We start from the raw sequence: 20,354 nt of genomic DNA, 5'->3' as shown, positions 1-20,354 counted from the left end.
AACGGTATGGATCCCATGGTCAAGCCATGGGATGACGTCTGGGGTGTGGTAAGATTACGCCTCTGCGTGCCGTCCCCGCCTCCGTGCCAGGACAAGATAGACAAACAGATCCCGGATCAGGTCCGGGGCGTGGTCTGATGCCCCTCCCCAATACAAAAAAAGCCGGGCACGTGGCCCGGCTTTTCGAAGCGGTTTTCTGAACCTGGTTCCCTGTCCGGTGACCCGCAGTCCAGAAAAAGCCTTAGACTGCAGACAGATTGTCAGCAGCGGACTTGCCGGAGCGGCGGTCCTGAACAACTTCAAAGCTGACCTTCTGGCCTTCGTTCAAAGTTGTCATGCCGGAGCGCTCAACAGCGGAGATGTGCACGAACACGTCATTGCCGCCATCTTCCGGCTGAATGAAGCCGAAGCCTTTGGTGGTGTTGAAGAATTTAACTGTACCGATGGCCATTACGATGTCCTTTCAATCGGTCATAAGAAGATGTCCGTCCTGCGTCATGCAGCCCGGCGCGCGTAGTCGACGTTGAGAGGGAAGATCGTTCTGAGCATGGAAGTCCACACGCGTACAAAGTTCGTCAAGCAATATCGATTTGACCGTGATAGCGGACAATTGCGGTTTATTAAAGACTATTTTCTGTGCGGTGTCTGATAGCCACAATTAAGCCCGGCAGCTGTGATACCTGTGCTGCAAGTGACTTTGCAGGCAACAAGGCCTTCAAGTGTGTAAATCCTGTGATTTCAGTTACAGCAATATTTAACGATCCATCCATTATCAGGTAAAGACCGATTGGCCTCGCGAATAAAGATGCGCGGTTCGGGAAGAAAAGGGCCGCTGCCGGTTTAGATTACTGAGCAGACAAAAAGCAAGGCAGCCGAAGGCAGACGAAAAAGCATGTCAACAGAAGCGAACGACGACAGTTTTCCCGGTCAAGCGGTTGCCTATATCGTATCGACCTGGGGCCGTCAGTCTTATGTCAGCTCCGGCGTGCTTGTCGGCCGCAATGATGTACTCACCGCCAGCCATGCCATCTACGCCGCTGAGTTGGGCGGCCTGGCCGACGAGATCAAAGTCTATTTCTCTTATGACCCGGATGAGAGCAACCCGACCTATTACACCCCGGCCAATCAAAGCTACTACGATGATTTCGACCCTGACAATGACGGGCTGATTTACAGCGGCGACAACCGCGCCTTCAGCCTCGGCGGGGCGGAACGGGACATCGCCTTGTTGTCACTCAATGAAGCGGTTGGCGATACCTATGGCTGGTTTGGCATCAACTACAGCTTCACCTCCGGAACCGTCGGTGTACTGGGCTTTCCAGGTGCCTATAACAACAACCTGACCTATGACAGCGCCTTTGCTTCTAAGGATCTAATCGACAATTACGTTGATACCCGCAATCTGGAAATCAATTCCGGGAACAGCGGCGGTCCGATCTTCACCGGCAGTGGTGACAATGTCAGCGTTGTCGGGGTCGTCTCAACCAGCGCCGCGGCGGCTTCGGTCACGGCCCATGAAGCCTGGCTGACTTCCACCATGGCCAGCAATGACAGTTACATCGAGACGGCCAACCCGCCGGTGATCGATGCCTCCGCAAACGCCATCTTCCGCTTTTTCAACACGCTCACCGGCACGCATTTTTACACCGGCGACACCACGGAACGCGATACGATCATCGCGGCGGCCTCTTCTATGTCTTATGAAGGGGTTGCCTTTGCGGCGGCCGACGCGGCAACCAACCCATCTAGCCTGATCAACGTTTACCGGCTTTATAACACGTCGACGGGCACTCATTTTTACACGGCCAGCGAAGACGAACGGGCGCACGTCACCAACAATCTCCCGGATTTCATCTACGAAGGCATTGCCTATCAAGGGTATGCAAGTGAGGTCAGCGGCACCAGTGTGGCCCTCTACCGTTTCTACAACAGTTCTACCGGCACACACTTTTATACAGCCTCAGAATCTGAAAGAGACAGCATCCAGACGGTCGGCTCCCTGACCTATGAAGGCATCGCGTATTACGTTGACACTGCGTAACATTCAAAAGCAGCCGAACAAACTCGACTGCACCCCAAAGAAAACCGACACCTTAAGTTGTTTTATTATCAGCAAATTTTGCTATAATTTCCGTTAACCATCCTGTCATTTTCACCGACTTTCCGGGGATATCGTTCTTTTTGCAGTAACGCTGACCGGTGTAATGTGACTGCGCACCGTCTGAGTCGTTGTACGGCCCCGCCATTTGGGTTAAAAAAGGCTTAATAGTATTGCGTATCCCGCGTTGCTAGGATTTGGCGCGCGGCACATCAGGAGCACGGAATGGGCATTTTCTCGAAATCCTCGAACCCGGGCCAAGACCTGGACCAGACGATCGAGACGGATACAGGACAGCAGCCGGTACAAGAACCAACCACCAATGTGGAACAACTGTCCCCCTTCGCTTTAAGAATGCAGGAGAAGATGAACCAGCTGGACGGCCTCAAAGGCCGGATTGGCGGGCTCACCCAGACCTTCGACCAGATGGCCGCCTTTGCCGCAGAAAGCCAGACCAGCATCCGGATGATGGCGGAATACCTCGAAAACTCCCGCGCCAGCGTGGAGACCGAGGTCCGGCTGAAATCGGAAAACGCCAAAATCTCCACCGACCTGCTCGACGCCGAGCACAAGGTGAAGTCACTAACCACGCAGCTTGAAGACGCTCAGGCAGAAGTTCATTCACTGCGCAAACGGTCGACCGAAACCCGGACTGCGTTGGAAACGGCGCGCAACGATATTGTTTCGATCCGCGACAACAATAAAAAGATCAACGAAGAATACCGGCTTCAAAGCGCCACGCTGGTAGATGCCAACGCGCAAATTGCTGATCTGTCCGGTAAACTGAATGACCTGACAGCGAAGTTCGAAACGCTGGAAAAACACGCGGAAAGCCTCAACTCAGATCTGGAAGCCGTCAAACACCGCGAGAAAGAGCTGCAGCAGAACCTTTCTGAAAGCGCTGCGCTTCTGGAAGAGGAAATCCGCAAGAACAATCAGGCTTCCAGCGAGCTGGAAGCGGTCAAACGTGAACTGATTGATTTCCGTAATGACAACATCGACCTGAAATCCCACCTCGATGTCGCCAATCAGGAACTGGTCTACGCCAAGTCGCGGCTGGAAGAAGAACAACGCAAGCACGACAATGAAGTCTATGCACTGAACGCCGAGATCGAAAACCTGTCGTCACAGCGCCGGATCGGCGCACAGTCCTTGCAAGAAATGGCGCGTGAAAACTCCACCATCAAGGAGCGCAGCCGCGAACTGGTCAAGCGCATGCAGGAAATTGAGCACCTGCTCGACAGTGCTCAGAAGAATCACGAGAAAGACCGCAACGAGCTGATGGCGACCACTGCCAAGCTGCGCGAGGTCAACTTGCGCTACAACTCGGCCCTTACAGATCTTAATCACCAGCGTAATCAAAACCAGAAATTCGCGGACAATCTGGAAGATCTGGTCGATGAGAACAAACGTCTGCAGCGCTACAAGATCCAGGTAGACACCGCCAACGAGCAGATTACGCAGTTGAAAGCCGTCATTGCCAATTATCAGATGGCCATGGAAGGCCGCGGCCCGGCTGAGGAACTGGGTTTGACGGAAAGCTTCGACCTCGCTGCGGATTTGGGGATCACCGACCCGCTGCCCGAAGTGAAAACCGACACGAGCACCGATATTCTGGATGATGTCACAGAGCCGGTCGACGAAGGTCCGGACGACGACACGCCAGGAGGTGGCGACGACAAGATCGTCAAACTGCGCGACTGATCGGCAATCTTAAGGTTTATCAAAATGCGAAACCCGGCCTATGATATGGCCGGGTTTTCTGCATTAGAGAGACAAGAAAACGAAGCGGGCCCTACTCCGGTTCGACATTAAACTGTAGCGGATAACCGAGCCGCCCGGCCGCATCCAGCGCACGCATGGTTTTGGTTTCGGCAACATCTTTGGGATAAACCGACACCACACAAGCCCCTTTTTGATGAGCCGTCATCATAACCGTTTCCGCCTGAGCTGTGTCCAAGCGGAATTCGCCCTTCAAGATCAAAACGACAAACTCCCTTGGCGTGTAATCGTCATTCAAAAGAACGACCTTGTAGAGCTTGGGTTTTTCAACTTTCGTGCGTTTCTTAAGCCGGAATTTCAGATCAGGATCGCTCATTACATTACCATTTCCCGGTCCAACACCATCGCCTTACCAAGATTCGAATTCATCCATTTCTTAGCCAATACTTCAAGCTTCTTGACCGAGACTAAGCCGTCCCAAACGGCCGTTTCACATTAAAAAATGTAACATGGACGAAACAAATAACGGGGCAAACGCCGTCCGCTTGATGGTTAAGTTATAATGCACTGGTTGAGAAAAGAAAACATGACACCGGCTTGCCTTCATCCGACAAGAAAAAACCCCGCGCTAAATGCGCGGGGTCTGTGTTTTTCAGCCACTCTGGCGGGGGCTGATTTGAACCTTAAGCGGCTGCGACGGTTTTGAGGAAATCATCAATACGCTCAGCCAGTTGGCGGGTGTTTTGAGCCACTTCAGAGGATGTCGCAGAAACCTCGCCAGCGGACTGGCTGGTATCATCAACCGCAGCCTTAACACCCGTCATGTTCTCGCTGATCTCGCGTGTTCCAGAAGCAACTTCCTGAATAGAACTGCTGATTTCAGCAGTTGCCGATCCCTGTTGCTCCAGAGCCTGAGTGATTGAGTTGGTGAACTCGTTGACCTTTTCCATAATGGTCGCAATTTCCTCGATCGCTGCTACAGAGTCCGAAGACGCACCCTGAATGGCATTGATCTGCGCGGAAATCTCTTCCGTTGCCTTGGAGGTCTGGGTAGCCAGCTCCTTAACTTCGGCTGCTACAACTGCAAAGCCTTTGCCGGCTTCACCAGCACGCGCAGCCTCAATCGTGGCGTTCAGTGCCAATAGGTTGGTCTGTTCGGCGATATCCTGAATGAGCTGCAACACTGCACCGATCTTTTGAGCAGAAGCGGCAAGGCTCGCAACTTGCTCATTCGCAGAGTTGGCTTTGTCATTTGCAGTAGAGACAACTTCACTGGTTTCATTGATCTGGCGGGAGATCTCACCGATGGAGGCCGACAATTCTTCTGATGCCGATGCGACCGTCTGGACGCTCGCATAGGCCTGTTCGGTAGCAGCTGCCACAGACGCAGTCCGCTCTGTGTTCGTAGTGGACAGGTCCATAAGAACACCAGAGATATTGGCCATGCTATCCGTCGACTGGGAGACCGGCTCCAGTAGGCGTCCGCTGTCATCGCGGAAATCCGAGATCATCTCGTCCAGAGCAGCCTGGCGGCGGCGCTCGTTTTCAATGTTTTGCTGCTGTTCTTGTTCCAGTTCCCGTTGGCGCAAACCATTGTCCCGGAAGATCTCGACCGTTCGAGCCATCTGACCCATTTCATCGACGCGCTCAACATACGGGATATTAATGTCATAGTTGCCGTCAGAAAGCGTGCCCATAGTGTCGGACAGCATTCCGATCTGGCCGGTGATACGGCGGATCAAGGCAACCAAAACCAAGGAAACGGCAACAATTGCAATCACGGTGATAATCAATGCGGTCATGAGCGCTTCACTGCGGGCGCTGTTAATCGCGGAGATATCAAAGGCAACATACATGATGCCGAGCGTTTCGGCCGTGTCACCGTCCTTGCGTGTGATCGGCTTAATACCGATTTGATACTCTGAACCAGTAAAAAACTCTGTCGTTTCAGACGCATTTTCACCGCGCATTTCCTCAGGGATAAGGCTGATCAGTTCATCATTGGATCCTGCTGCTTCTGCCCGGTTCAAGGACGCAAATACATCACCGTTTTTCTCCTGAACGATCGCCCAGGAAAAGTCAGGGTTGTCCAGCAATGGATCAAGCAGCGTGTTCGCCAAGTCTTGGTCGAAATCCCAAATCGCATTGCCCAAAGCCTGATTGGTCAGGTTGGCACTCATACTGATTTGTTGTTCGAAAGCGTGCTGAACGCCCGATACACGTTGCGATGATGTTACATACGCGAAGGCGACGAACGCCAACGCTACCACAGCCACGATTGGCACTGTCGTGGTAAATTTCACTGATTGCCAGAACTTCATAATGTCCCCCATAAGGTTCGGGGAAGTTATAAAGGCAGTCTGCAAATTTTCTCTTAATCGGGCGGCCCGCAGGAGGCCAAAAAATAAGCAAAAACAAGCCGATTATTGGAAAAATCTACAAGCTTTTATTTGGAAAAAGAGCAAAACTATCAAGTCAACCAATAAAATATCTGCTCACGATTTATTGCGATAGAAATAACTATCCGCTGGTAGCCTCAGGCTTTCACCAAAGGATTTGTGACAAGTTTCGGAAATCCGTCGATGGCGGTGCTGCGTAAGGTCCTGCATAACTAAAGGAGTGACCAATGCAGTACCTACGCCTTCCCGCTCTCAAAATTCGTTACCTCATTGTTTTTGCCCTCGTCCTGGTCACTTTCGGATCGCCCATCAGCGTAAGCACTGCACGGGCAGACCTCGGTTCGGCAGCCAGATCCATCCCTTCAGCAAGTTTGGTTGGACAAGGACGCCTAACTTTTTTGGGTATCAAGGTATTTGATGCTGCACTTTACGCACCTGGGGGAGCATATTCACCGTCAAAACCGTTTGCCTTGAAGTTGACCTACCTTCGCAATTTCAAAGGCCAAGCGATTGCCAAACGATCGGCTGATGAGATGCGCAAACAAGGTGCTTCAAAAGCTCAGCTGGCAAAATGGTCCAAACAAATGGAAGCCATATTCCCGAACGTTTCAGCAGGCCAATCCATCACTGGCGTCAGAACGGCGTCCGGCAGTACCGTGTTTTACTTTGGCAACCGGAAAATCGGCGCGATCTCAGATAAGGCGTTCTCAAAACGCTTCTTTGCCATATGGCTGGGGAATCGCACTGGAAATCCCAGACTGCGTGCAAAACTAGTTGGCGCCGGTTCTTGATCATTCATGCTTCAAGCAGCAACAGTCGGTAACAATCGGCCCAGTAGTCCTGCCCCTGCACCTCGGATCCAGTTGTTCGAGCTGTTCACATATGGCGCCCTTGCTTTTCCCTTGGCTTTTGCCGGTCTCCCGATCTACCTGCATGCGCCGGATTTTTATGCGGTAACGCTCGCCCAACCAATTGGTACTTTGGGTTTCATTCTCCTATTGCTCCGGCTCGTGGACGCGTTTCAGGACCCCTTGATTGGCAGCTTAAGTGACCGGTTTTACAAGCAACGGCCTCAAATTCTAATGGCCGGTGTTGTGCTGCTCGGGGCCGGTTTTTGGATGTTGTTTCATCCGTTGGAATCAAGCCCCCTCACCTGGTTTGCCTTCTCCGTTCTGATCTGCACGACGGGCTTTTCTATCGTAACCATCAATCTCCAGACTGTCGGCGGATTATGGAAGGTGTCGACAGCAGAACGAACCCGTATCACCGGCGCTCGCGAAGCTCTCGGACTGCTGGGGCTGCTTGCTGCCGCGATTGCTCCGGCGTTGCTGACACAATGGACCGATCCGGCTTTTGCGTTTCATGTTCTTACTCTTGCTTATATCCCTCTGCTCACAGGCGCTCTTTATCTGCTGTCCCTTTGGACAAAATCGGCCGAGCTCTCCCGGCCAGCAAAGTCATCGCAGCAAATACCCTGGCGCGCTCTATTGAAAAACAGGTGGCGCGCTTGCTTTTACGCTTTGGTGTTTTTGAACACCTTCGCCAGCGCCATTCCTGCCGTGCTCGTAATGTTTTTCATCAGAGACCGTCTGGGTGCAGAACCCTACACTGGGTTGTTTCTGCTGATCTATTTCCTGAGCGGGGCCGCCTCCATGCCGCTTTGGATAAAGGTAGCTGCAAAGGCCGGGAAAATCCGTGCCTGGCAAATCTCTCTCGGACTTGCGGTAATTACATTCATTTGGGCGGTCTTTCTCGGACAAGGGGATTTGTTGGCATATGCAGCCGTTTGCGGCCTGTCCGGCTTAGCACTTGGCGCAGACTTGGCTCTGCCGCCTGCCCTATTGGCCGATCATATTGAAGCCGACACGCGCCAGGCAGAAGCGTCTCGGCTGTTTTCCCTGATGGCATTGTTGTCGAAAGTCGCGTTGGCAGCCGCAACCGGCTTAGCGCTGCCCATTTTGGGATCGTTCGGCTACGTCCCGGGAACCGAGCTCACTCCCAAGCTGGAATGGGTGCTCAGCCTTACATATGCCGCTTTGCCTTGCCTATTGAAATTGGCTGCGCTTTTCGGATTGGTTTTGGCAGACAATACACTCTCCAAAAACAAGTCTGCGGTATAATGCAGCCGTTGTGCGCTCCCGAAACGGAAAGCTGGAACAAGATTATGTCCATCCGCCCGCCTCAAATCTATTACCGGCCTGACGCAGCCCAAGATCCGTTATCCGCCGCGTTACAGCATGAGATATTTAATGAAAAAGCCTCAACCCTCGGCCGGTTGCAAAAGAAATTGGAAATCGCACTCACTCAGTTGGAACACGCCAAAACGCTTCATCCCAAGGACGAGGAGTTGATTGGCGAAAAACTCGCTGTGGCGCGGGAAGCTCTGTGGTTCGTTACCATTCAACGGGAACTATGCGGGCTCATCCGGCACAAACCCTATTATGATCATATGAACGTGCCAAAGGACGTCCGGCTGCACATGGGACCGATTGCCGGCAAACGATAATGACAGTTTTACCAAGGCCCACATTTTCACGAAGGGACATGCCTTTGTGATTTATATCACTTCCTTGTTGATGGACGGCCTGTAAGACGTTGTGGCAGTTGCATCTCGCTGGCAAGAATGCTCTTTTCGCACGCATATAATAAAATCAATATCTCCCAATAACGCTGCGTTAGATATACATTCTGTCGGTATCAAGTTTCACTGGGCGCAGGTCCGGTCCACGATAATAACCATGAGAATTGGCCCCGAGCGATTACCATGAAACGAAATTCTGTCGTCCATAGGTTTTCTGTTCGCCTAATTGTGGCCGCAACACTCATCGGTACGGTTGCTCTGTCCTCTCCGGGCCTTGGCTTCCTGGTCAACAAAGCCTACGCACAATCTGTTCGTGTGGTTCCGGAAGGAAACCGTTACCGCTCCCAACCCAAAATTCCTTATGCCTCCGCGCGAAGAACATCGGCGTCCAAATCGTCCTACGATGCCAAGTTTAATAAGGTTCTAGGTGTCCTCAAACGGGATCGCCGTTTGATGTCCTCCATCAAACGTGTTGCCAAGCGCTATAAGATTGACCCTATTCACATCATTGGCTCGATCGTCGGCGAACACACCTATAACTACGATACGCTCGACAGCGCGCAGTCCTACTATGTGAAGGCACTCGCATATGCCGGCATCCGGTTCGAGTTTGAGCTTGATGGCGAACAAGTGGAGGACTTTGTCAAACGGCCGCAATTCGACCGCTGCCGCAAAGACCACGTACAAAAAAGCAGCGACCGGCGCTGGTCTTGTTACGAGCAGGTCTGGAACAGTCGCTTCCGTGGCAAACGCGTTGACGGCACGAAATACCCTTCCAAGAACTTCAACGAAGCCTTTTTTCAACCGCTCTATTCCGGCCAGAGTTTCGGCCTCGGTCAACTCAGCCCGCTGACGGTTCTTAAAATGACCGACCGCGTGGCAAGGCAAAGCAACTTCCGCAAGCTCAAGTCCACGAACCCGGAAGCCGTCTACAAGGCAACGATGGATCCAAACCAATCCCTGCACTACATGGCCGCGATCATCCGCGATGCGATCGATGCCTATAAGTCAGTTGGAAAGGTAGATATCTCTAAAAATCCAGGCCTGACGGCAACGCTTTACAATCTCGGCGATCCCTGGAGCCGCGCAGCGAAATTCCGCCGGAGCGGCAAATCCTGGCCACGAGAGAACTATTATGGCTGGCTGGTCAATGATCGGATTGAGGACCTCAACGCACTTCTTTAAGGTCCTCTAAAGGGTACTTAAGTCAGAAACGGATTGGTCTGACGTTCCTGACCAAAAGAGGATGCAGGTCCGTGCCCAGGCAGGAAGGAAATGTCATCCCCCAGCGGCAGAAGTTTTTCCGTGATCGACCGGATCAAGGTCGCATGATCGCCACCTGGAAGATCGGTCCGGCCGATTGAGCCGGCAAAGAGCACATCGCCCGAAATCGCCAATCGGAGTTCCTTATCGATAAACACCAAGTGCCCGGGTGAGTGGCCAGGGCAATGTAGAACATCGAAACTCCGACCCGCCATATCCAGGACGTCCCCTTCCTGCATCCATTTGTCAGGAGTGACCGGCTTAGCTTCACCCATACCAAACTGAGCAGCTTGATCGGCAACCCGGTCGATCAACGGTTGATCGGCTTCATGAGGTCCTTCAACCGGAACCGACAAGCGCTCAGCAAGATCGGCAGCGCCGCCAATATGATCAATATGACCATGCGTCAGAACAATCTTTTCGACTTTGACGGATTTGTCTTCAATCGCCTGCATGATCATATCGACATCACCGCCGGGATCCACTACAGCCCCTTCCATCGTGGCTGGATTCCAGATCACGGAGCAATTCTGCTGGAACCCGGTGACAGGAATAATCATAATCTGGATTGGCGGCAGTTCTTCTGCCTGTGTGCTGTTGCCAGCCCCCTCACCCGAATTCGGCTTGTCCTGCGCCACAGCATTCTCCTTGTTGGACAGATTGAAAGAACCTTGTAACAAATACGGGACAAATCTCCAGCACCGTATGTTTCTGCATTCCGGCGGCTTCACCTTGCCCTCTCCATTTCGTACAAGATGAGAGGTCCTTGTAGGATTTGCCCAAAAATCAGGTTCGGAACCGAATGACATCTCGACTGTTCAGCGCTGTAGTGGGAGCCTTCCTAGTTTTGGGAAGCGGGGCCGAAGTAGGGGCCCAGCCTGGTCGAACTGCTCCGGTCTTTGACACTTGGTCGGTTGACTGTGCCAGCACAGGCGTGTGTTTTTCTTCTTCCTTGACCCGCAACCAGTCCGTCTGGGTGGATCTGAGGATCGTCCGGGACTGGCAAGCCGATGCTTTGCCGCTCCTGCGGCTGACCACAAATACCGTTCTCCCTCAGACAGGAACTCTGCGTTTCGATGTAGACGGCCAAACTATTGAATCTTTGCCGATCGAACAGCTGCGGGAAATTCAGCCAACTGTCTCATCTCCAGCCGGTTTCCGCCCGCTTGGCGGCGAGGGATTTTGGTATCCGACAGGCGCTGTTACGCTAGCCCTTCTGGAGGCCCTGCAGACCGGTGCCGAGCTGACGATACACATGCCAGATGAAACCGGAACAGATACCCTATCCGTTACTGTCCCGTTACAGGGACTGAAGTCCGGCCTCTTATGGTTAGACAACCGCCAAAACCGCACCGGAACGGTAACCGCAATCGTTTCACCAGGAACAGATCCTGCCGTCAACGCACCGCACGCTCTGCCGCTTATGGCGCCCGAGGAATTGCCAGCCGAGGTTTCCGCTATCTGGCATGCCAACCGGCTGTGCTCGACAATTGATCCAACTATTTTCGCCAGTTTGAATGCAGTCCGTGTCCCGCTGGAAGATGGGGCATCGCTTTATATCCTTCCTTGCGGTGCCCCTTCGGCCTACAACAGCCCCTATGTTGCAATTTATGCTGGAAAAGATGGTGCTGCCCGCCAGGTACATGTGGCCAGAATGTCGGAAAACGGTCCAATAGCGACCGATTTGATCTACAATGCCCTTTGGATTCCGGCTGATTTGCAGCTGATTAGCTACTTCAAAGGCTCCGGTGTCGGCGAATGCGGCCTTTGGAACCGATGGCTCTGGAACGGCACCGGCTTGGTGTTACTTGAAGAAGCCTCGCGCAAAACGTGTGACAGCACCGAGCCAGACTTGTCCAATTGGTCAAACACCTGGCCCTTAAAAAGCACGCCTAAATAGCGATTCGCTCCAGGATTTTCTTGCGATTTTCACAAACGCGCCCTTATGATGTTTCCGCAGCGGCTGGATAGGGGTGCGGCAGACCTGTTTCAACCCGATCCCGTAGTTTGGTGAGTGCACATGAGTGTGCTCGCCTGTATTGGCTCGACTGAGAAGGCGGGTGAGACTTGGTGTTAGTGCTGGATGGCACGGAAATTAAGGTGATTAAGTAATGCACGATGGGGATTCGGACCGGCGGTCGCGTGGTCGGCGCGGCGGCAAACGTGAGTTTGGCGGTCCGCAAGACTTCGGCAGTGACTTTGGCGGAAGCGATTTTGGTGGTGACTACGGCGGCGGCCGTGATGGCGGCTACCGGGGCGGACGCGACAATGACTTTGGTGGCGGCCAAGGCCGCGACGACAGGGATGGTGGCCGTGGCGGCTACGGCAATCGTGGCGGTGGCGGCCGCGGCGGTTATGGCGGCGGCGGCCGTGAAGGTGGTTATGGCGGCGGTGGCCGCGAGGGCGGCGGCTACGGCGGTGGCGGCCGTGAAGGCGGTGGATACGGCGGCGGCGGCCGTGGCGGCTACGGCGGCGGTGGCCGCGAAGGTGGTGGCGGCTATGGCGGCGGCGGTGGCGGTCGCGGCGGTTATGGCGGCGGTCGCGAAGGCGGCTATGGCGGCGGCGGACGCGGTGGTTATGGCGGCGGAGACCGCGGACAAGGCGGCTACGGCAACCGTGAAGGCGGAGACCGCCCGCGCCGGGATTTCCCACCTGTCGAACGTGGGCCGCGCCAGTCTGGCGTCGTAAAATTCTTCAAGTCCGACAAAGGCTTCGGCTTCATCACGCCAGATGAAGGCGAAACGGATGTGTTCGTGCATATTTCTGCAGTGGAGCGCTCCGGCCTTGCGTCTCTGGACAGCGGTCAGCGGATCTCCTTTGAGACCGAACCGGACCGCCGGGGTAAAGGCCCGAAAGCGGTCAACCTGCAGATGATTGAAGAAGGCAGCGACGGTGACGGCGGAGACGCTCCAATTCCTGGAAGCGGCGAGCAGCCAGACTACGAATAAGCCGGGCGCTTTACCCAGTTAGAAGAACCGTGACAACGGGCGTACTTTGTGCGCCCGTTTTTATTTGTATCTTCAATTCTTTTCTTGCGCCCCACGGCACTTTATAACTCGCCTAATTCTGTCTTTTATGAGCATCCAATGACTTCGTCATCTCAGCCCACTGCGGCCATCCGATCATTCCAACCCGGTGACCTGAACCATCTGCTTCCGCTAAACACTGCGGCTGTGCCTGCGGTGAATGAACTAACTGCTGCGGAGATGCTGGATCTCATCAATCAAGCGCTCATCTGTCTAGTTGCCGAAGTTAATGGGACACCGGCAGGTTTTCTCCTTTGCATCGGAGATGGCACGGATTATTCCAGCCTCAATTACAAGTGGCTCAGCGAAGAGGTTTCAAATTTCGCCTATACTGACCGGATCTGCGTTGATGAATCCAGGCGCGGTTTGAAGATTGGCGAAAAGCTTTATCACGCTTTGTTCGAGCATTTCGAAGACACCGGGCGCAGTTTTGTATGTGAGGTCAACTCCCGGCCTCCCAATCCCGGCTCACTCCGGTTCCATCAACGCCTCGGTTTTGAAGAAATTGGCACCGCGGATCATGGAGAAAAAGCGGTGGTCTTTCTTAAAAAGGATCCCGTGACTGCCAAGGCGGGTGCTGCTGAATGAATTACCGCCACGCATATCATGCCGGAAACATTGGCGACGTTCTCAAGCACGCGGTCCTGGCGCGGCTGATCACCTATCTCCAGCGCAAGGACAAAGCCTTCCGTGTTCTTGATACGCACGCCGGGATTGGTTGCTACGATCTTACGTCGGAAGAAACCCAAAAGACCGGCGAATGGCAACAAGGCATCGGGAAGGTTCTGGCAGCCGAAATCCCAGCTGATGTCGCAGATCTTCTTGCCCCTTGGTTAGATGTCATCAGAAAAGAAAACCCGGACGGCGATTTACGGATCTATCCCGGCTCCCCGCTACTCTCCCGGCGGCTTTTGCGCAAACAAGACCGGCTGACCCTGACTGAACTGCATCCAGCCGACTTCAAGACCTTGTCCAATTTGTTTGCTGGAGACCATCACGTCAAAACCATCCATTTGGATGGATGGCTCGCTCTGGGCAGCTTCTTGCCACCAAAAGAAAAACGCGGTCTGGTTCTGATCGATCCGGCTTTTGAGAAAACCAGCGAATTTGCCGATATGACCGAGGCGGTCATCAAGGGCTGGCGCAAATGGCCAACTGGCACTTTTGCGCTTTGGTACCCCATGAAAGAGGCCAGTGCCATTTCACGAATGCATAGAGAATTCGCAGATGCCGGTTTGCGTGACATCCTGGCCTTGGAATTAAATGCCGGGAAAAGCGGTCCTGACACCCGCATGTTGGGCTCTGGAATGACCATAATTAACCCGCCGTTTACCCTAATGGGAGAAATGAAAGAAGTGCTTCCATGGCTTTGTGACGTGGTCCATCAGGGCCCCGGAGCGGACTGGAGCGTAAAGCAAATCGTCGGTGAATAACCAAATGAGCCGATTTTATACGATCCTACCTTGACCTTGCCTGGGGCCTCCCCCATCGTCAGGGCGAGATACTACCGGAGGTTATGCCGTGACGTTTTTCCGCATCGCTCAAACCGCCCTAGCAGCACTGGCCTTTTCTGGGATCATGACCGTGGCTGCTTCTGCCGGGGAACACCGTGTTTACTTCTCAACAAGCGGGTCCAATCAGTTGCCAGGCTGTAGTGCAACGTCTGTCCAGAACGCAGTTCAGAAAACCGTCACACGGGCCATTCCGTCCTATTATGGCGGTGTCCGGATCCTCGACCTTTATAAAATTCGCGACACCACGTTCAGAACCAATGTCGTTAGTCCGGTTGCCCGCCGGTATTGCAGCGGCACCGCCAAACTGTCCGACGGCAGCCGCGTCCGGGTAAAATATCTGTTGGAAGCGCATGCGGGCCTGTTTGGTCTTGGCTGGAATGTAGAAACCTGCCTGACTGGCCGTGACAAATGGTATGTCTATGGTGGCTCCTGCCGCTCATTGACAGCTCAATAGTTCAAATTCGGAAAATAGGTTATGCGTCTGGCGAAACATCTGCGGCGGTTGGCTGCAGTCCTGCTCACAGCTCTGTTCGCGCCAGCCGCTTCTGCCGACACACCCGGCGATTTTGATTTTTACGTCCTGGCGCTTTCCTGGTCCCCTGCTTACTGCAAACAAGCTGGCCCAGACGCCAATCCGCATCAGTGCAAGTCGGCAAATCCCTTCCGCTTTATTGTTCATGGGCTTTGGCCGCAATATGAACGCGGCTACCCCGAGAGCTGTGATGCCACACGCCGGCGGATCGACCGGCAGATTGCATTCGATATGGATGACATCATGCCAAGCCATGGCTTGATCTTCCATCAGTGGCGCAAACACGGCACCTGTTCCGGCTTGGAACCTGAAGACTATTTTGACCTCACCCGTCAGGCTTACAAGAAGGTTTCTATTCCCAAAGCGTTCCGGACTTTGAGCAAGCGGGGGCAAGCGGCACCTCAAGCCATCGAGAACGCTTTCAAAAGCGTCAACCCCGGTCTCTCCAATGATGCAATTTCTATCGTCTGTGAGCGCGGAGAGCTGGAAGAGATCCGAATTTGCATGACAAAGGACCTGGAGTTCCGGTCTTGCCAATCTGTCGACCGCAGCGGATGCCGGTCCGGCAAGCTGACCGTCTCACCGCCCGCCCCCCGATAGAATTCCCGCTTATATCAAAACCTGTCAGGAGTTTGAGAATGATGAAACTGCGATCTTCGCCGCCCTCCCCCTTTGGCCGTAAGATCAAGCTTGCCATGGCCATTCTCGGTCTGAAGGACAAGATTGAAATCGTGGAAGCCAACACGGCGGACCCGTCTGACGAACTCAGAAACCAGAACCCACTTGGTAAGATCCCAGCCTTGGTCCTGGAAAACGGCGAAGTGATCTACGACAGCTCCGTGATCCTTGAATACCTCGACTTTCTAGCCGGTGGCGGAAAGCTCTTTCCCGAAGGAGAAAGCCGGTATCTGGTGCTGCGCGATCAATCGCTTGCAAACGGCCTGATGGATGCAGCAATTCTGCGGGTCTATGAAAAGCGCTTCAAGGAACCAAAGTACCGTGACCCGGCCTGGGATGCCTATCAAGGGGCCAAGATGGAGCGTGCTTTGGCACATTTCGATGCCAATGCTCCAGCCCATCCGGCGTCCGCAGATGACATCAACGCTGGAACGCTAACTCTCGCGTGCGCACTCGGTTATTTAGATATCCGTTACAACGGCGACTGGCGCTCAGGTCACCCAAAACTTGTGGCTTGGTTGAACGCTTTTGAAGCCGTGGTCCCGGCTTTTACCGACACCAAACTTCCTCCGGCTCCGGTTCCGGAAAATGATCCCGCACCACTGCGGTAGTTCACGAGAAGCCGGGCATCTGTCCGGCTTTTTCTTTAGTCTTACTCGCCTCGTTCCAGCGCATGAAACATGCTGCCTTTTTCGGCAAACAAGATGCAGGCGATTGCAGCAACCCCATAAAAGCCAAATGCCAGGCCAAGGGGCAAGGTCGATCCGTCGAACATCTGCCCCATCAGGTAACCAAGGATCGCGCCCCCGAGCGTACTGACAAAGCCAATGACCGACGATGCGGTTCCGGCAATGTCACCAAGAGGCTCCATGGCCATGGTGTTGAAGTTTGCCCCAAGAAAACCGAAGGTCGTCATGACCAGGGTGGTCAAAATCAGGAAGATCCAAAGGTTCTCAAATCCGGCCGCAGCAACCGCGGCGATCGAAAATCCCAGAGCGGTAAAAGCCAATGCAGCTGCATGCGACAGGCGCCGCATACCGATCGCCTCGACCAACCGCGCGTTCATGAAGGACGACCCAGCCATGGCAATGGCAATTGCGGCAAACACCAGCGGGAAATAGGCGCCGAGCCCAAACACGTCGACGAAGATCTGCTGAGACATGGCCAAAAAGGCAAACAAGCCGCCGAAGATGAACGCGAGGCCGATGGTGTAGCCGAAGGTGACCTGGGTCGTCAGCGCTTTCCAATAGGCCCCGGCGATGTTTGACACCACCATCGGCTGGCGGTGTTCCGGCGCCAGCGTTTCAGGCAGACGCAGACCGGTCCAGGCAAGCATGCCGACACCAGCCGCAAGCAGCATCGTGAAGATCCAGTGCCAGCCAGCAACAAACAAGATCGCCTGTCCGATGGAGGGCGCCACAATCGGCACAGCCATAAACACCATCATTACAAGAGACATCACCTTCGCCATCCGCCGGCCGGTGAAACAATCGCGGACAATGGAAAGGGCTGTCACTCGGGCGGCAGCGCAGCCCACCCCTTGCAGAACCCGGGCAGCGAGAAACTGGGTCAGGTCATTGGTCAAGATCGCCGCGACACTGGCAAGGCTGTAAAGGGCAAGTCCGCCGATCAAAACCTTGCGCCTGCCCAAGGAGTCCGCAATCGGGCCGAAGAACAGCTGCCCACCGCCAAAGCCGACGAGATAAAGCAGCAAGACCATTTGCCGGTTGTTTTCTTCCTGAATTTTGAGCGCCTCGCCTATGGCGGGCAGCGCCGGAAGCATGACATCGATAGCCAGGGCATTCAGCGCCATCAAAAGCGCAATGATGGTCACAAATTCGGCAAACGGGATTCCTGGGTCGCGCAGAACCTCGGCTTTGCCCCTTCCGGCTGCCGGTGCAGTGCCGGAGGCGGCAGGGGAGTATTCAGTCGCAGTATCGCTGTGTTTCACAAGTTGGTCCGTTCAAGCGCGATGAGATCTCCCGGAATGAGAGCCGGAAGAGGTGAAGTGTTGCACCGATCTACCATATAGGCTGAAAGGCCGTTAGGATTCTATCCACCTGCCTGCGTCGGCATCGTCGTCTGCCTTTGCAGCAACCCAGCTTTCCGATTGTCCGGACAAGAAGTGTTCTTTTTTCCAGAACGGTGCCCGGGTCTTCAAGAAATCCATCAAAAAGTCTGCAGCTTCAAAAGCGGCCCGCCGGTGAGCAGACGCGGCAACGACGAGTACAATTTGCTCACCCGGCCTGATTTTTCCATACCGGTGAACTACGGTAAGTCCTGTCAAAGGCCATCGTTTCAAAGCTTCACCGGCAATGCGTCCGAGTTCCGCCTCTGCCATCCCGGGATAATGCTCAAGCTCCAAAGCGGCCAATGTGCCGGCTTCATCCCGGCAAAGTCCGGTAAAGCTGACGAGAGCACCAACATCTTTGCGTCCCTTTGCCAGTTGGTCCGCTTCTACCTGAGCCTCAAAATCCCTGGCTTGAACCCGGACGGTTGCCTCAACGGACATCGACTATCCCCCCGTCATAGGCGGAAAAAAGGCCGCTTCCTTGGCGTTGCCAATCTCGGCGTCTGCCTCCACATGCATCTGATCAAGGGCAACGCGGATGGCATCTCCATCTTCAAAGGCAAAGGCATGCCGGTCATCCAGCGATTTCAGGTGGCCGATCAGATCCGCGACGGTCACAACTTCAGTCGGAACGTCAATCGCTTCTTCCTCTAGGCCGACACGCTCACGTACCCAAGCGAAATATCGAATATTCATAAACACCTCGACCGTTGTCCGGTTTTGAAAGGCCTGCTTACGGGGCTTGTTCCGTAATCAAATGCCCAATACCGGCCCGGAAATAATCATAGCCCGTATATAGGGTCAGAGTGGCTGCCACCCAAAGCGCGATCAGACCCGTCAAAGACGTATACGGAAAGATCGTATCACCCGCAGGTCCTGCCAGCAGAAAACCGATGGCAATCATCTGAAGTGTTGTTTTCCATTTGGCCAGTTGGGTCACCGGAACACTGACCTGCAGTTCGGCTAGGAATTCCCGCAATCCAGACACCAGGATTTCGCGGCACAAGATAATGATTGCGGCCACCAGAGACCATCCGCCAATGGTGCCATCTGCCGCCAGCATCAACAGGACGACGGAAACCAGAAGCTTGTCGGCGATCGGGTCGAGCATCCGGCCAAGAGCAGATTGCTGTTGCCAGGCCCGCGCCAGATATCCGTCGAAAAAATCAGTGATGGCAGCAAGGATGAACAGGCCAAGCGCGATCCACCTCGGTGTTGTGCCTTCAAAATAAAAGCAAACAGCCACGGCAGGAACTGCCAAGATCCGCCCATATGTCAAAAGATTTGGCAAGCTGAAGGCGACGCTGTTTTTCATTTGGCTTTCTAACACCGGTCTGTATCAGGCTATTCGGGGAAGGTGATGGGTTTTTTGGCTGGACTTTCAGGCTCTAACTGCAAACGGCAGGCAGGTCCAGAAATTCGGAGCCTTTCAACCTGTCCGGCCCTGCCCTCACTTGAATATGGTATCGCCCTGTTGATCGATCATCAATTTGGCTTTGCGGATCATCTCGTTGGCCGCTTCGCTCTCACCCGGCAGCGTATCCGCCCGGATGAAGACATGGCTTTTCAGGTCTTCTCCGACCTGTTTCTCGATCCGGCCGCGGACTTGCCACTGACCGCCGGATTGTTGCGGTTCCGCGATGATTGTGTAGCTGTCATAGTCAACTGAGACACTGCTGCCGGTCTTTTGACCGCCTTCAGACGTCCCAAACAATGACTTCAACACTTTGCCGAACATGTGGCCATCCTTCTCAAGAAGTTCCTGCCGTTCTTTTAGGCCGGTCCAGCCAGCGCTTCAAGCCGTCCGTTTGCACACGGCTGTTATCCGCTAATCCTGACCGCCAAGATTTTTCTCGGACCAGTGGCGCCGGCACAAAGAAATGTAGGTCTCATTGCCGCCAATGACGACCTGATCCCCCTCATCAACGATATTGCCGTCAGCATCCAGCCGGGCCACCATCGTTGCCTTACGTCCACACCAGCAAACCGCCTTGATTTCCTTCAGATTGTCGGAGATCGCGAGCAGCGCCGAACTGCCCGGGAAGAGTTTTCCCTGAAAGTCTGTGCGTAGCCCAAAACACATCACCGGAATGCGTAATTCATCGGCAACCCGCGCCAGTTGCCACACCTGTTCCTCCGTCAGAAACTGCGCTTCATCGACCAAAACCGCGTGGATTTCCCGGTTTTTTCTATCAGCCACCACATGATCAAAAAGGTCATCTGCTGCGGAAAACACATCCGCATCCGCTGCCAATCCGATGCGCGAAGCAATCCTGCCCTTACCGGCGCGGTCATCAAATGCCGCAATCAGGAGCAACGTGTTCATCCCACGCTCCTCGTAGTTATAGGAGGCTTGCAGCAGGACTGTCGATTTGCCCGCGTTCATCGAGGAGTAATTGAAGTAGAGTTTGGCCATTAGGCTTTCCGCAGGAATCGGTCAAAAGTCCGCTGCAGTTTTTCCAATCCTGAG

23 protein-coding genes are annotated in these 20,354 nt (G+C 54.1%); 13 read left to right on the top strand and 10 right to left on the bottom strand.

Going from position 1 to position 20,354, the window contains the following annotated elements:
• Positions 1–241 precede the first annotated feature (241 nt).
• Positions 242–451: a cold-shock protein gene (locus ACOOFE_RS06450; RefSeq protein ID WP_141185643.1), complete on the bottom strand. Its 210-nt coding sequence runs from the start codon at positions 449–451 to the stop codon at positions 242–244.
• Positions 452–892: 441 nt separating this feature from the next.
• Between ACOOFE_RS06450 and ACOOFE_RS06445 the strand changes: the two genes are divergently transcribed.
• Positions 893–2,041: a trypsin-like serine protease gene (locus ACOOFE_RS06445; RefSeq protein WP_420414195.1), complete on the top strand. Its 1,149-nt coding sequence runs from the start codon at positions 893–895 to the stop codon at positions 2,039–2,041.
• A gap of 282 nt (positions 2,042–2,323) precedes the next feature.
• Complete coding sequence (locus tag ACOOFE_RS06440) at positions 2,324–3,802, top strand: hypothetical protein (RefSeq protein ID WP_420414194.1); 1,479 nt, start codon at positions 2,324–2,326, stop codon at positions 3,800–3,802.
• 91 nt (positions 3,803–3,893) lie between these two features.
• Here ACOOFE_RS06440 and clpS read toward each other — a convergent pair whose 3' ends face one another.
• Positions 3,894–4,196, bottom strand: a complete 303-nt coding sequence (gene clpS / locus ACOOFE_RS06435; protein ID WP_141185639.1) for an ATP-dependent Clp protease adapter ClpS — start codon at positions 4,194–4,196, stop codon at positions 3,894–3,896.
• Positions 4,197–4,503: 307 nt separating this feature from the next.
• A complete protein-coding gene (locus ACOOFE_RS06430) occupies positions 4,504–6,141 on the bottom strand; it encodes a methyl-accepting chemotaxis protein (protein WP_420414193.1) in 1,638 nt (545 codons plus the stop codon).
• A 305-nt stretch (positions 6,142–6,446) separates the two neighbouring features.
• On the opposite strand from ACOOFE_RS06430, the gene ACOOFE_RS06425 reads away from it, so the two are divergent.
• From ACOOFE_RS06425 to ACOOFE_RS06410, 4 genes are all read left to right on the top strand, one after another.
• Positions 6,447–7,010 carry a chalcone isomerase family protein gene (locus tag ACOOFE_RS06425; protein ID WP_420414192.1) on the top strand — a complete coding sequence of 188 codons (564 nt, stop codon included), beginning with the start codon at positions 6,447–6,449 and terminating at the stop codon, positions 7,008–7,010.
• A 72-nt stretch (positions 7,011–7,082) separates the two neighbouring features.
• Positions 7,083–8,339: an MFS transporter gene (locus tag ACOOFE_RS06420; RefSeq protein ID WP_420414191.1), complete on the top strand. Its 1,257-nt coding sequence runs from the start codon at positions 7,083–7,085 to the stop codon at positions 8,337–8,339.
• 44 nt (positions 8,340–8,383) lie between these two features.
• Entirely contained in the window at positions 8,384–8,725 is a 342-nt protein-coding gene (locus tag ACOOFE_RS06415) for a DUF6665 family protein (RefSeq protein ID WP_420414190.1), read from the top strand.
• 258 nt (positions 8,726–8,983) lie between these two features.
• Complete coding sequence (locus tag ACOOFE_RS06410; RefSeq protein ID WP_420414189.1) at positions 8,984–9,985, top strand: DUF1402 family protein; 1,002 nt, start codon at positions 8,984–8,986, stop codon at positions 9,983–9,985.
• A gap of 17 nt (positions 9,986–10,002) precedes the next feature.
• On the opposite strand, the gene ACOOFE_RS06405 is transcribed toward ACOOFE_RS06410, so the two are convergent.
• Positions 10,003–10,623: an MBL fold metallo-hydrolase gene (locus ACOOFE_RS06405; RefSeq protein ID WP_420415550.1), complete on the bottom strand. Its 621-nt coding sequence runs from the start codon at positions 10,621–10,623 to the stop codon at positions 10,003–10,005.
• 242 nt (positions 10,624–10,865) lie between these two features.
• On the opposite strand from ACOOFE_RS06405, the gene ACOOFE_RS06400 reads away from it, so the two are divergent.
• The 7 genes from ACOOFE_RS06400 to ACOOFE_RS06370 all read left to right on the top strand — a co-directional run bounded on the left by ACOOFE_RS06400 (position 10,866) and on the right by ACOOFE_RS06370 (position 16,424).
• On the top strand, positions 10,866–11,963 hold the full coding sequence (locus ACOOFE_RS06400; protein WP_420414188.1) for a DUF1176 domain-containing protein: 1,098 nt from the start codon (positions 10,866–10,868) through the stop codon (positions 11,961–11,963).
• A 211-nt stretch (positions 11,964–12,174) separates the two neighbouring features.
• Positions 12,175–13,011: a cold-shock protein gene (locus ACOOFE_RS06395; RefSeq protein WP_420414187.1), complete on the top strand. Its 837-nt coding sequence runs from the start codon at positions 12,175–12,177 to the stop codon at positions 13,009–13,011.
• Between the two features lie 138 nt (positions 13,012–13,149).
• Positions 13,150–13,677 (top strand): GNAT family N-acetyltransferase, encoded by a 528-nt coding sequence (locus ACOOFE_RS06390; protein ID WP_420414186.1) that lies wholly within the window; start codon positions 13,150–13,152, stop codon positions 13,675–13,677.
• Positions 13,674–14,522: a 23S rRNA (adenine(2030)-N(6))-methyltransferase RlmJ gene (locus ACOOFE_RS06385; protein WP_420414185.1), complete on the top strand. Its 849-nt coding sequence runs from the start codon at positions 13,674–13,676 to the stop codon at positions 14,520–14,522. The genes ACOOFE_RS06390 and ACOOFE_RS06385 overlap by 4 nt, the downstream gene beginning before the upstream one ends.
• 88 nt (positions 14,523–14,610) lie before the next feature.
• Positions 14,611–15,057, top strand: a complete 447-nt coding sequence (locus ACOOFE_RS06380) for a cytoplasmic protein (RefSeq protein WP_420414184.1) — start codon at positions 14,611–14,613, stop codon at positions 15,055–15,057.
• Positions 15,058–15,078: 21 nt separating this feature from the next.
• On the top strand, positions 15,079–15,735 hold the full coding sequence (locus ACOOFE_RS06375) for a ribonuclease T2 family protein (protein WP_420414183.1): 657 nt from the start codon (positions 15,079–15,081) through the stop codon (positions 15,733–15,735).
• 38 nt (positions 15,736–15,773) lie between these two features.
• Complete coding sequence (locus ACOOFE_RS06370; RefSeq protein WP_420414182.1) at positions 15,774–16,424, top strand: glutathione S-transferase family protein; 651 nt, start codon at positions 15,774–15,776, stop codon at positions 16,422–16,424.
• A gap of 41 nt (positions 16,425–16,465) precedes the next feature.
• Here the strand turns inward: ACOOFE_RS06370 and ACOOFE_RS06365 are convergent, their stop codons facing one another.
• The 6 genes from ACOOFE_RS06365 to ACOOFE_RS06340 all read right to left on the bottom strand — a co-directional run bounded on the left by ACOOFE_RS06365 (position 16,466) and on the right by ACOOFE_RS06340 (position 20,300).
• Entirely contained in the window at positions 16,466–17,764 is a 1,299-nt protein-coding gene (locus ACOOFE_RS06365; protein WP_420414181.1) for a multidrug effflux MFS transporter, read from the bottom strand.
• A 93-nt stretch (positions 17,765–17,857) separates the two neighbouring features.
• Positions 17,858–18,325, bottom strand: a complete 468-nt coding sequence (locus ACOOFE_RS06360) for a molybdenum cofactor biosynthesis protein MoaE (protein WP_420414180.1) — start codon at positions 18,323–18,325, stop codon at positions 17,858–17,860.
• Positions 18,326–18,328: 3 nt separating this feature from the next.
• Positions 18,329–18,580, bottom strand: coding sequence for a molybdopterin converting factor subunit 1 (moaD, locus tag ACOOFE_RS06355; RefSeq protein WP_420414179.1), 252 nt, complete (start codon positions 18,578–18,580; stop codon positions 18,329–18,331).
• A gap of 37 nt (positions 18,581–18,617) precedes the next feature.
• Complete coding sequence (gene pgsA / locus ACOOFE_RS06350) at positions 18,618–19,199, bottom strand: CDP-diacylglycerol--glycerol-3-phosphate 3-phosphatidyltransferase (protein ID WP_141185627.1); 582 nt, start codon at positions 19,197–19,199, stop codon at positions 18,618–18,620.
• Positions 19,200–19,334: 135 nt separating this feature from the next.
• On the bottom strand, positions 19,335–19,622 hold the full coding sequence (locus tag ACOOFE_RS06345) for an HlyU family transcriptional regulator (protein ID WP_141185626.1): 288 nt from the start codon (positions 19,620–19,622) through the stop codon (positions 19,335–19,337).
• A 90-nt stretch (positions 19,623–19,712) separates the two neighbouring features.
• Positions 19,713–20,300 carry a thymidine kinase gene (locus tag ACOOFE_RS06340; protein ID WP_420414178.1) on the bottom strand — a complete coding sequence of 196 codons (588 nt, stop codon included), beginning with the start codon at positions 20,298–20,300 and terminating at the stop codon, positions 19,713–19,715.
• Positions 20,301–20,354 lie beyond the last annotated feature (54 nt).

Origin of the sequence: Roseibium sp. (assembly GCF_965216085.1) — a bacterium.
GTDB lineage: Bacteria > Pseudomonadota > Alphaproteobacteria > Rhizobiales > Stappiaceae > Roseibium.
Note: the sequence above shows the minus strand (reverse complement) of the source record. Positions and strands in the feature narration are given on the sequence as shown.

Bases quoted from the DNA above. Each gene is read 5' to 3' on its own strand.
- ACOOFE_RS06375 (WP_420414183.1), top strand. From the start codon at position 15,079: ATGCGTCTGGCGAAACATCTGCGGCGGTTGGCTGCAGTCCTGCTCACA.
- ACOOFE_RS06360 (WP_420414180.1), bottom strand. From the start codon at position 18,325: ATGTCCGTTGAGGCAACCGTCCGGGTTCAAGCCAGGGATTTTGAGGCT.
- ACOOFE_RS06425 (WP_420414192.1), top strand. From the start codon at position 6,447: ATGCAGTACCTACGCCTTCCCGCTCTCAAAATTCGTTACCTCATTGTT.
- ACOOFE_RS06390 (WP_420414186.1), top strand. From the start codon at position 13,150: ATGACTTCGTCATCTCAGCCCACTGCGGCCATCCGATCATTCCAACCC.
- ACOOFE_RS06340 (WP_420414178.1), bottom strand. From the start codon at position 20,300: ATGGCCAAACTCTACTTCAATTACTCCTCGATGAACGCGGGCAAATCG.
- moaD (WP_420414179.1), bottom strand. From the start codon at position 18,580: ATGAATATTCGATATTTCGCTTGGGTACGTGAGCGTGTCGGCCTAGAG.
- ACOOFE_RS06445 (WP_420414195.1), top strand. From the start codon at position 893: ATGTCAACAGAAGCGAACGACGACAGTTTTCCCGGTCAAGCGGTTGCC.
- ACOOFE_RS06450 (WP_141185643.1), bottom strand. From the start codon at position 451: ATGGCCATCGGTACAGTTAAATTCTTCAACACCACCAAAGGCTTCGGC.
- ACOOFE_RS06440 (WP_420414194.1), top strand. From the start codon at position 2,324: ATGGGCATTTTCTCGAAATCCTCGAACCCGGGCCAAGACCTGGACCAG.
- ACOOFE_RS06370 (WP_420414182.1), top strand. From the start codon at position 15,774: ATGATGAAACTGCGATCTTCGCCGCCCTCCCCCTTTGGCCGTAAGATC.
- ACOOFE_RS06430 (WP_420414193.1), bottom strand. From the start codon at position 6,141: ATGAAGTTCTGGCAATCAGTGAAATTTACCACGACAGTGCCAATCGTG.
- ACOOFE_RS06415 (WP_420414190.1), top strand. From the start codon at position 8,384: ATGTCCATCCGCCCGCCTCAAATCTATTACCGGCCTGACGCAGCCCAA.
- ACOOFE_RS06405 (WP_420415550.1), bottom strand. From the start codon at position 10,623: ATGATTATTCCTGTCACCGGGTTCCAGCAGAATTGCTCCGTGATCTGG.
- ACOOFE_RS06395 (WP_420414187.1), top strand. From the start codon at position 12,175: ATGCACGATGGGGATTCGGACCGGCGGTCGCGTGGTCGGCGCGGCGGC.
- ACOOFE_RS06400 (WP_420414188.1), top strand. From the start codon at position 10,866: ATGACATCTCGACTGTTCAGCGCTGTAGTGGGAGCCTTCCTAGTTTTG.
- pgsA (WP_141185627.1), bottom strand. From the start codon at position 19,199: ATGAAAAACAGCGTCGCCTTCAGCTTGCCAAATCTTTTGACATATGGG.
- ACOOFE_RS06345 (WP_141185626.1), bottom strand. From the start codon at position 19,622: ATGTTCGGCAAAGTGTTGAAGTCATTGTTTGGGACGTCTGAAGGCGGT.
- clpS (WP_141185639.1), bottom strand. From the start codon at position 4,196: ATGAGCGATCCTGATCTGAAATTCCGGCTTAAGAAACGCACGAAAGTT.
- ACOOFE_RS06385 (WP_420414185.1), top strand. From the start codon at position 13,674: ATGAATTACCGCCACGCATATCATGCCGGAAACATTGGCGACGTTCTC.
- ACOOFE_RS06410 (WP_420414189.1), top strand. From the start codon at position 8,984: ATGAAACGAAATTCTGTCGTCCATAGGTTTTCTGTTCGCCTAATTGTG.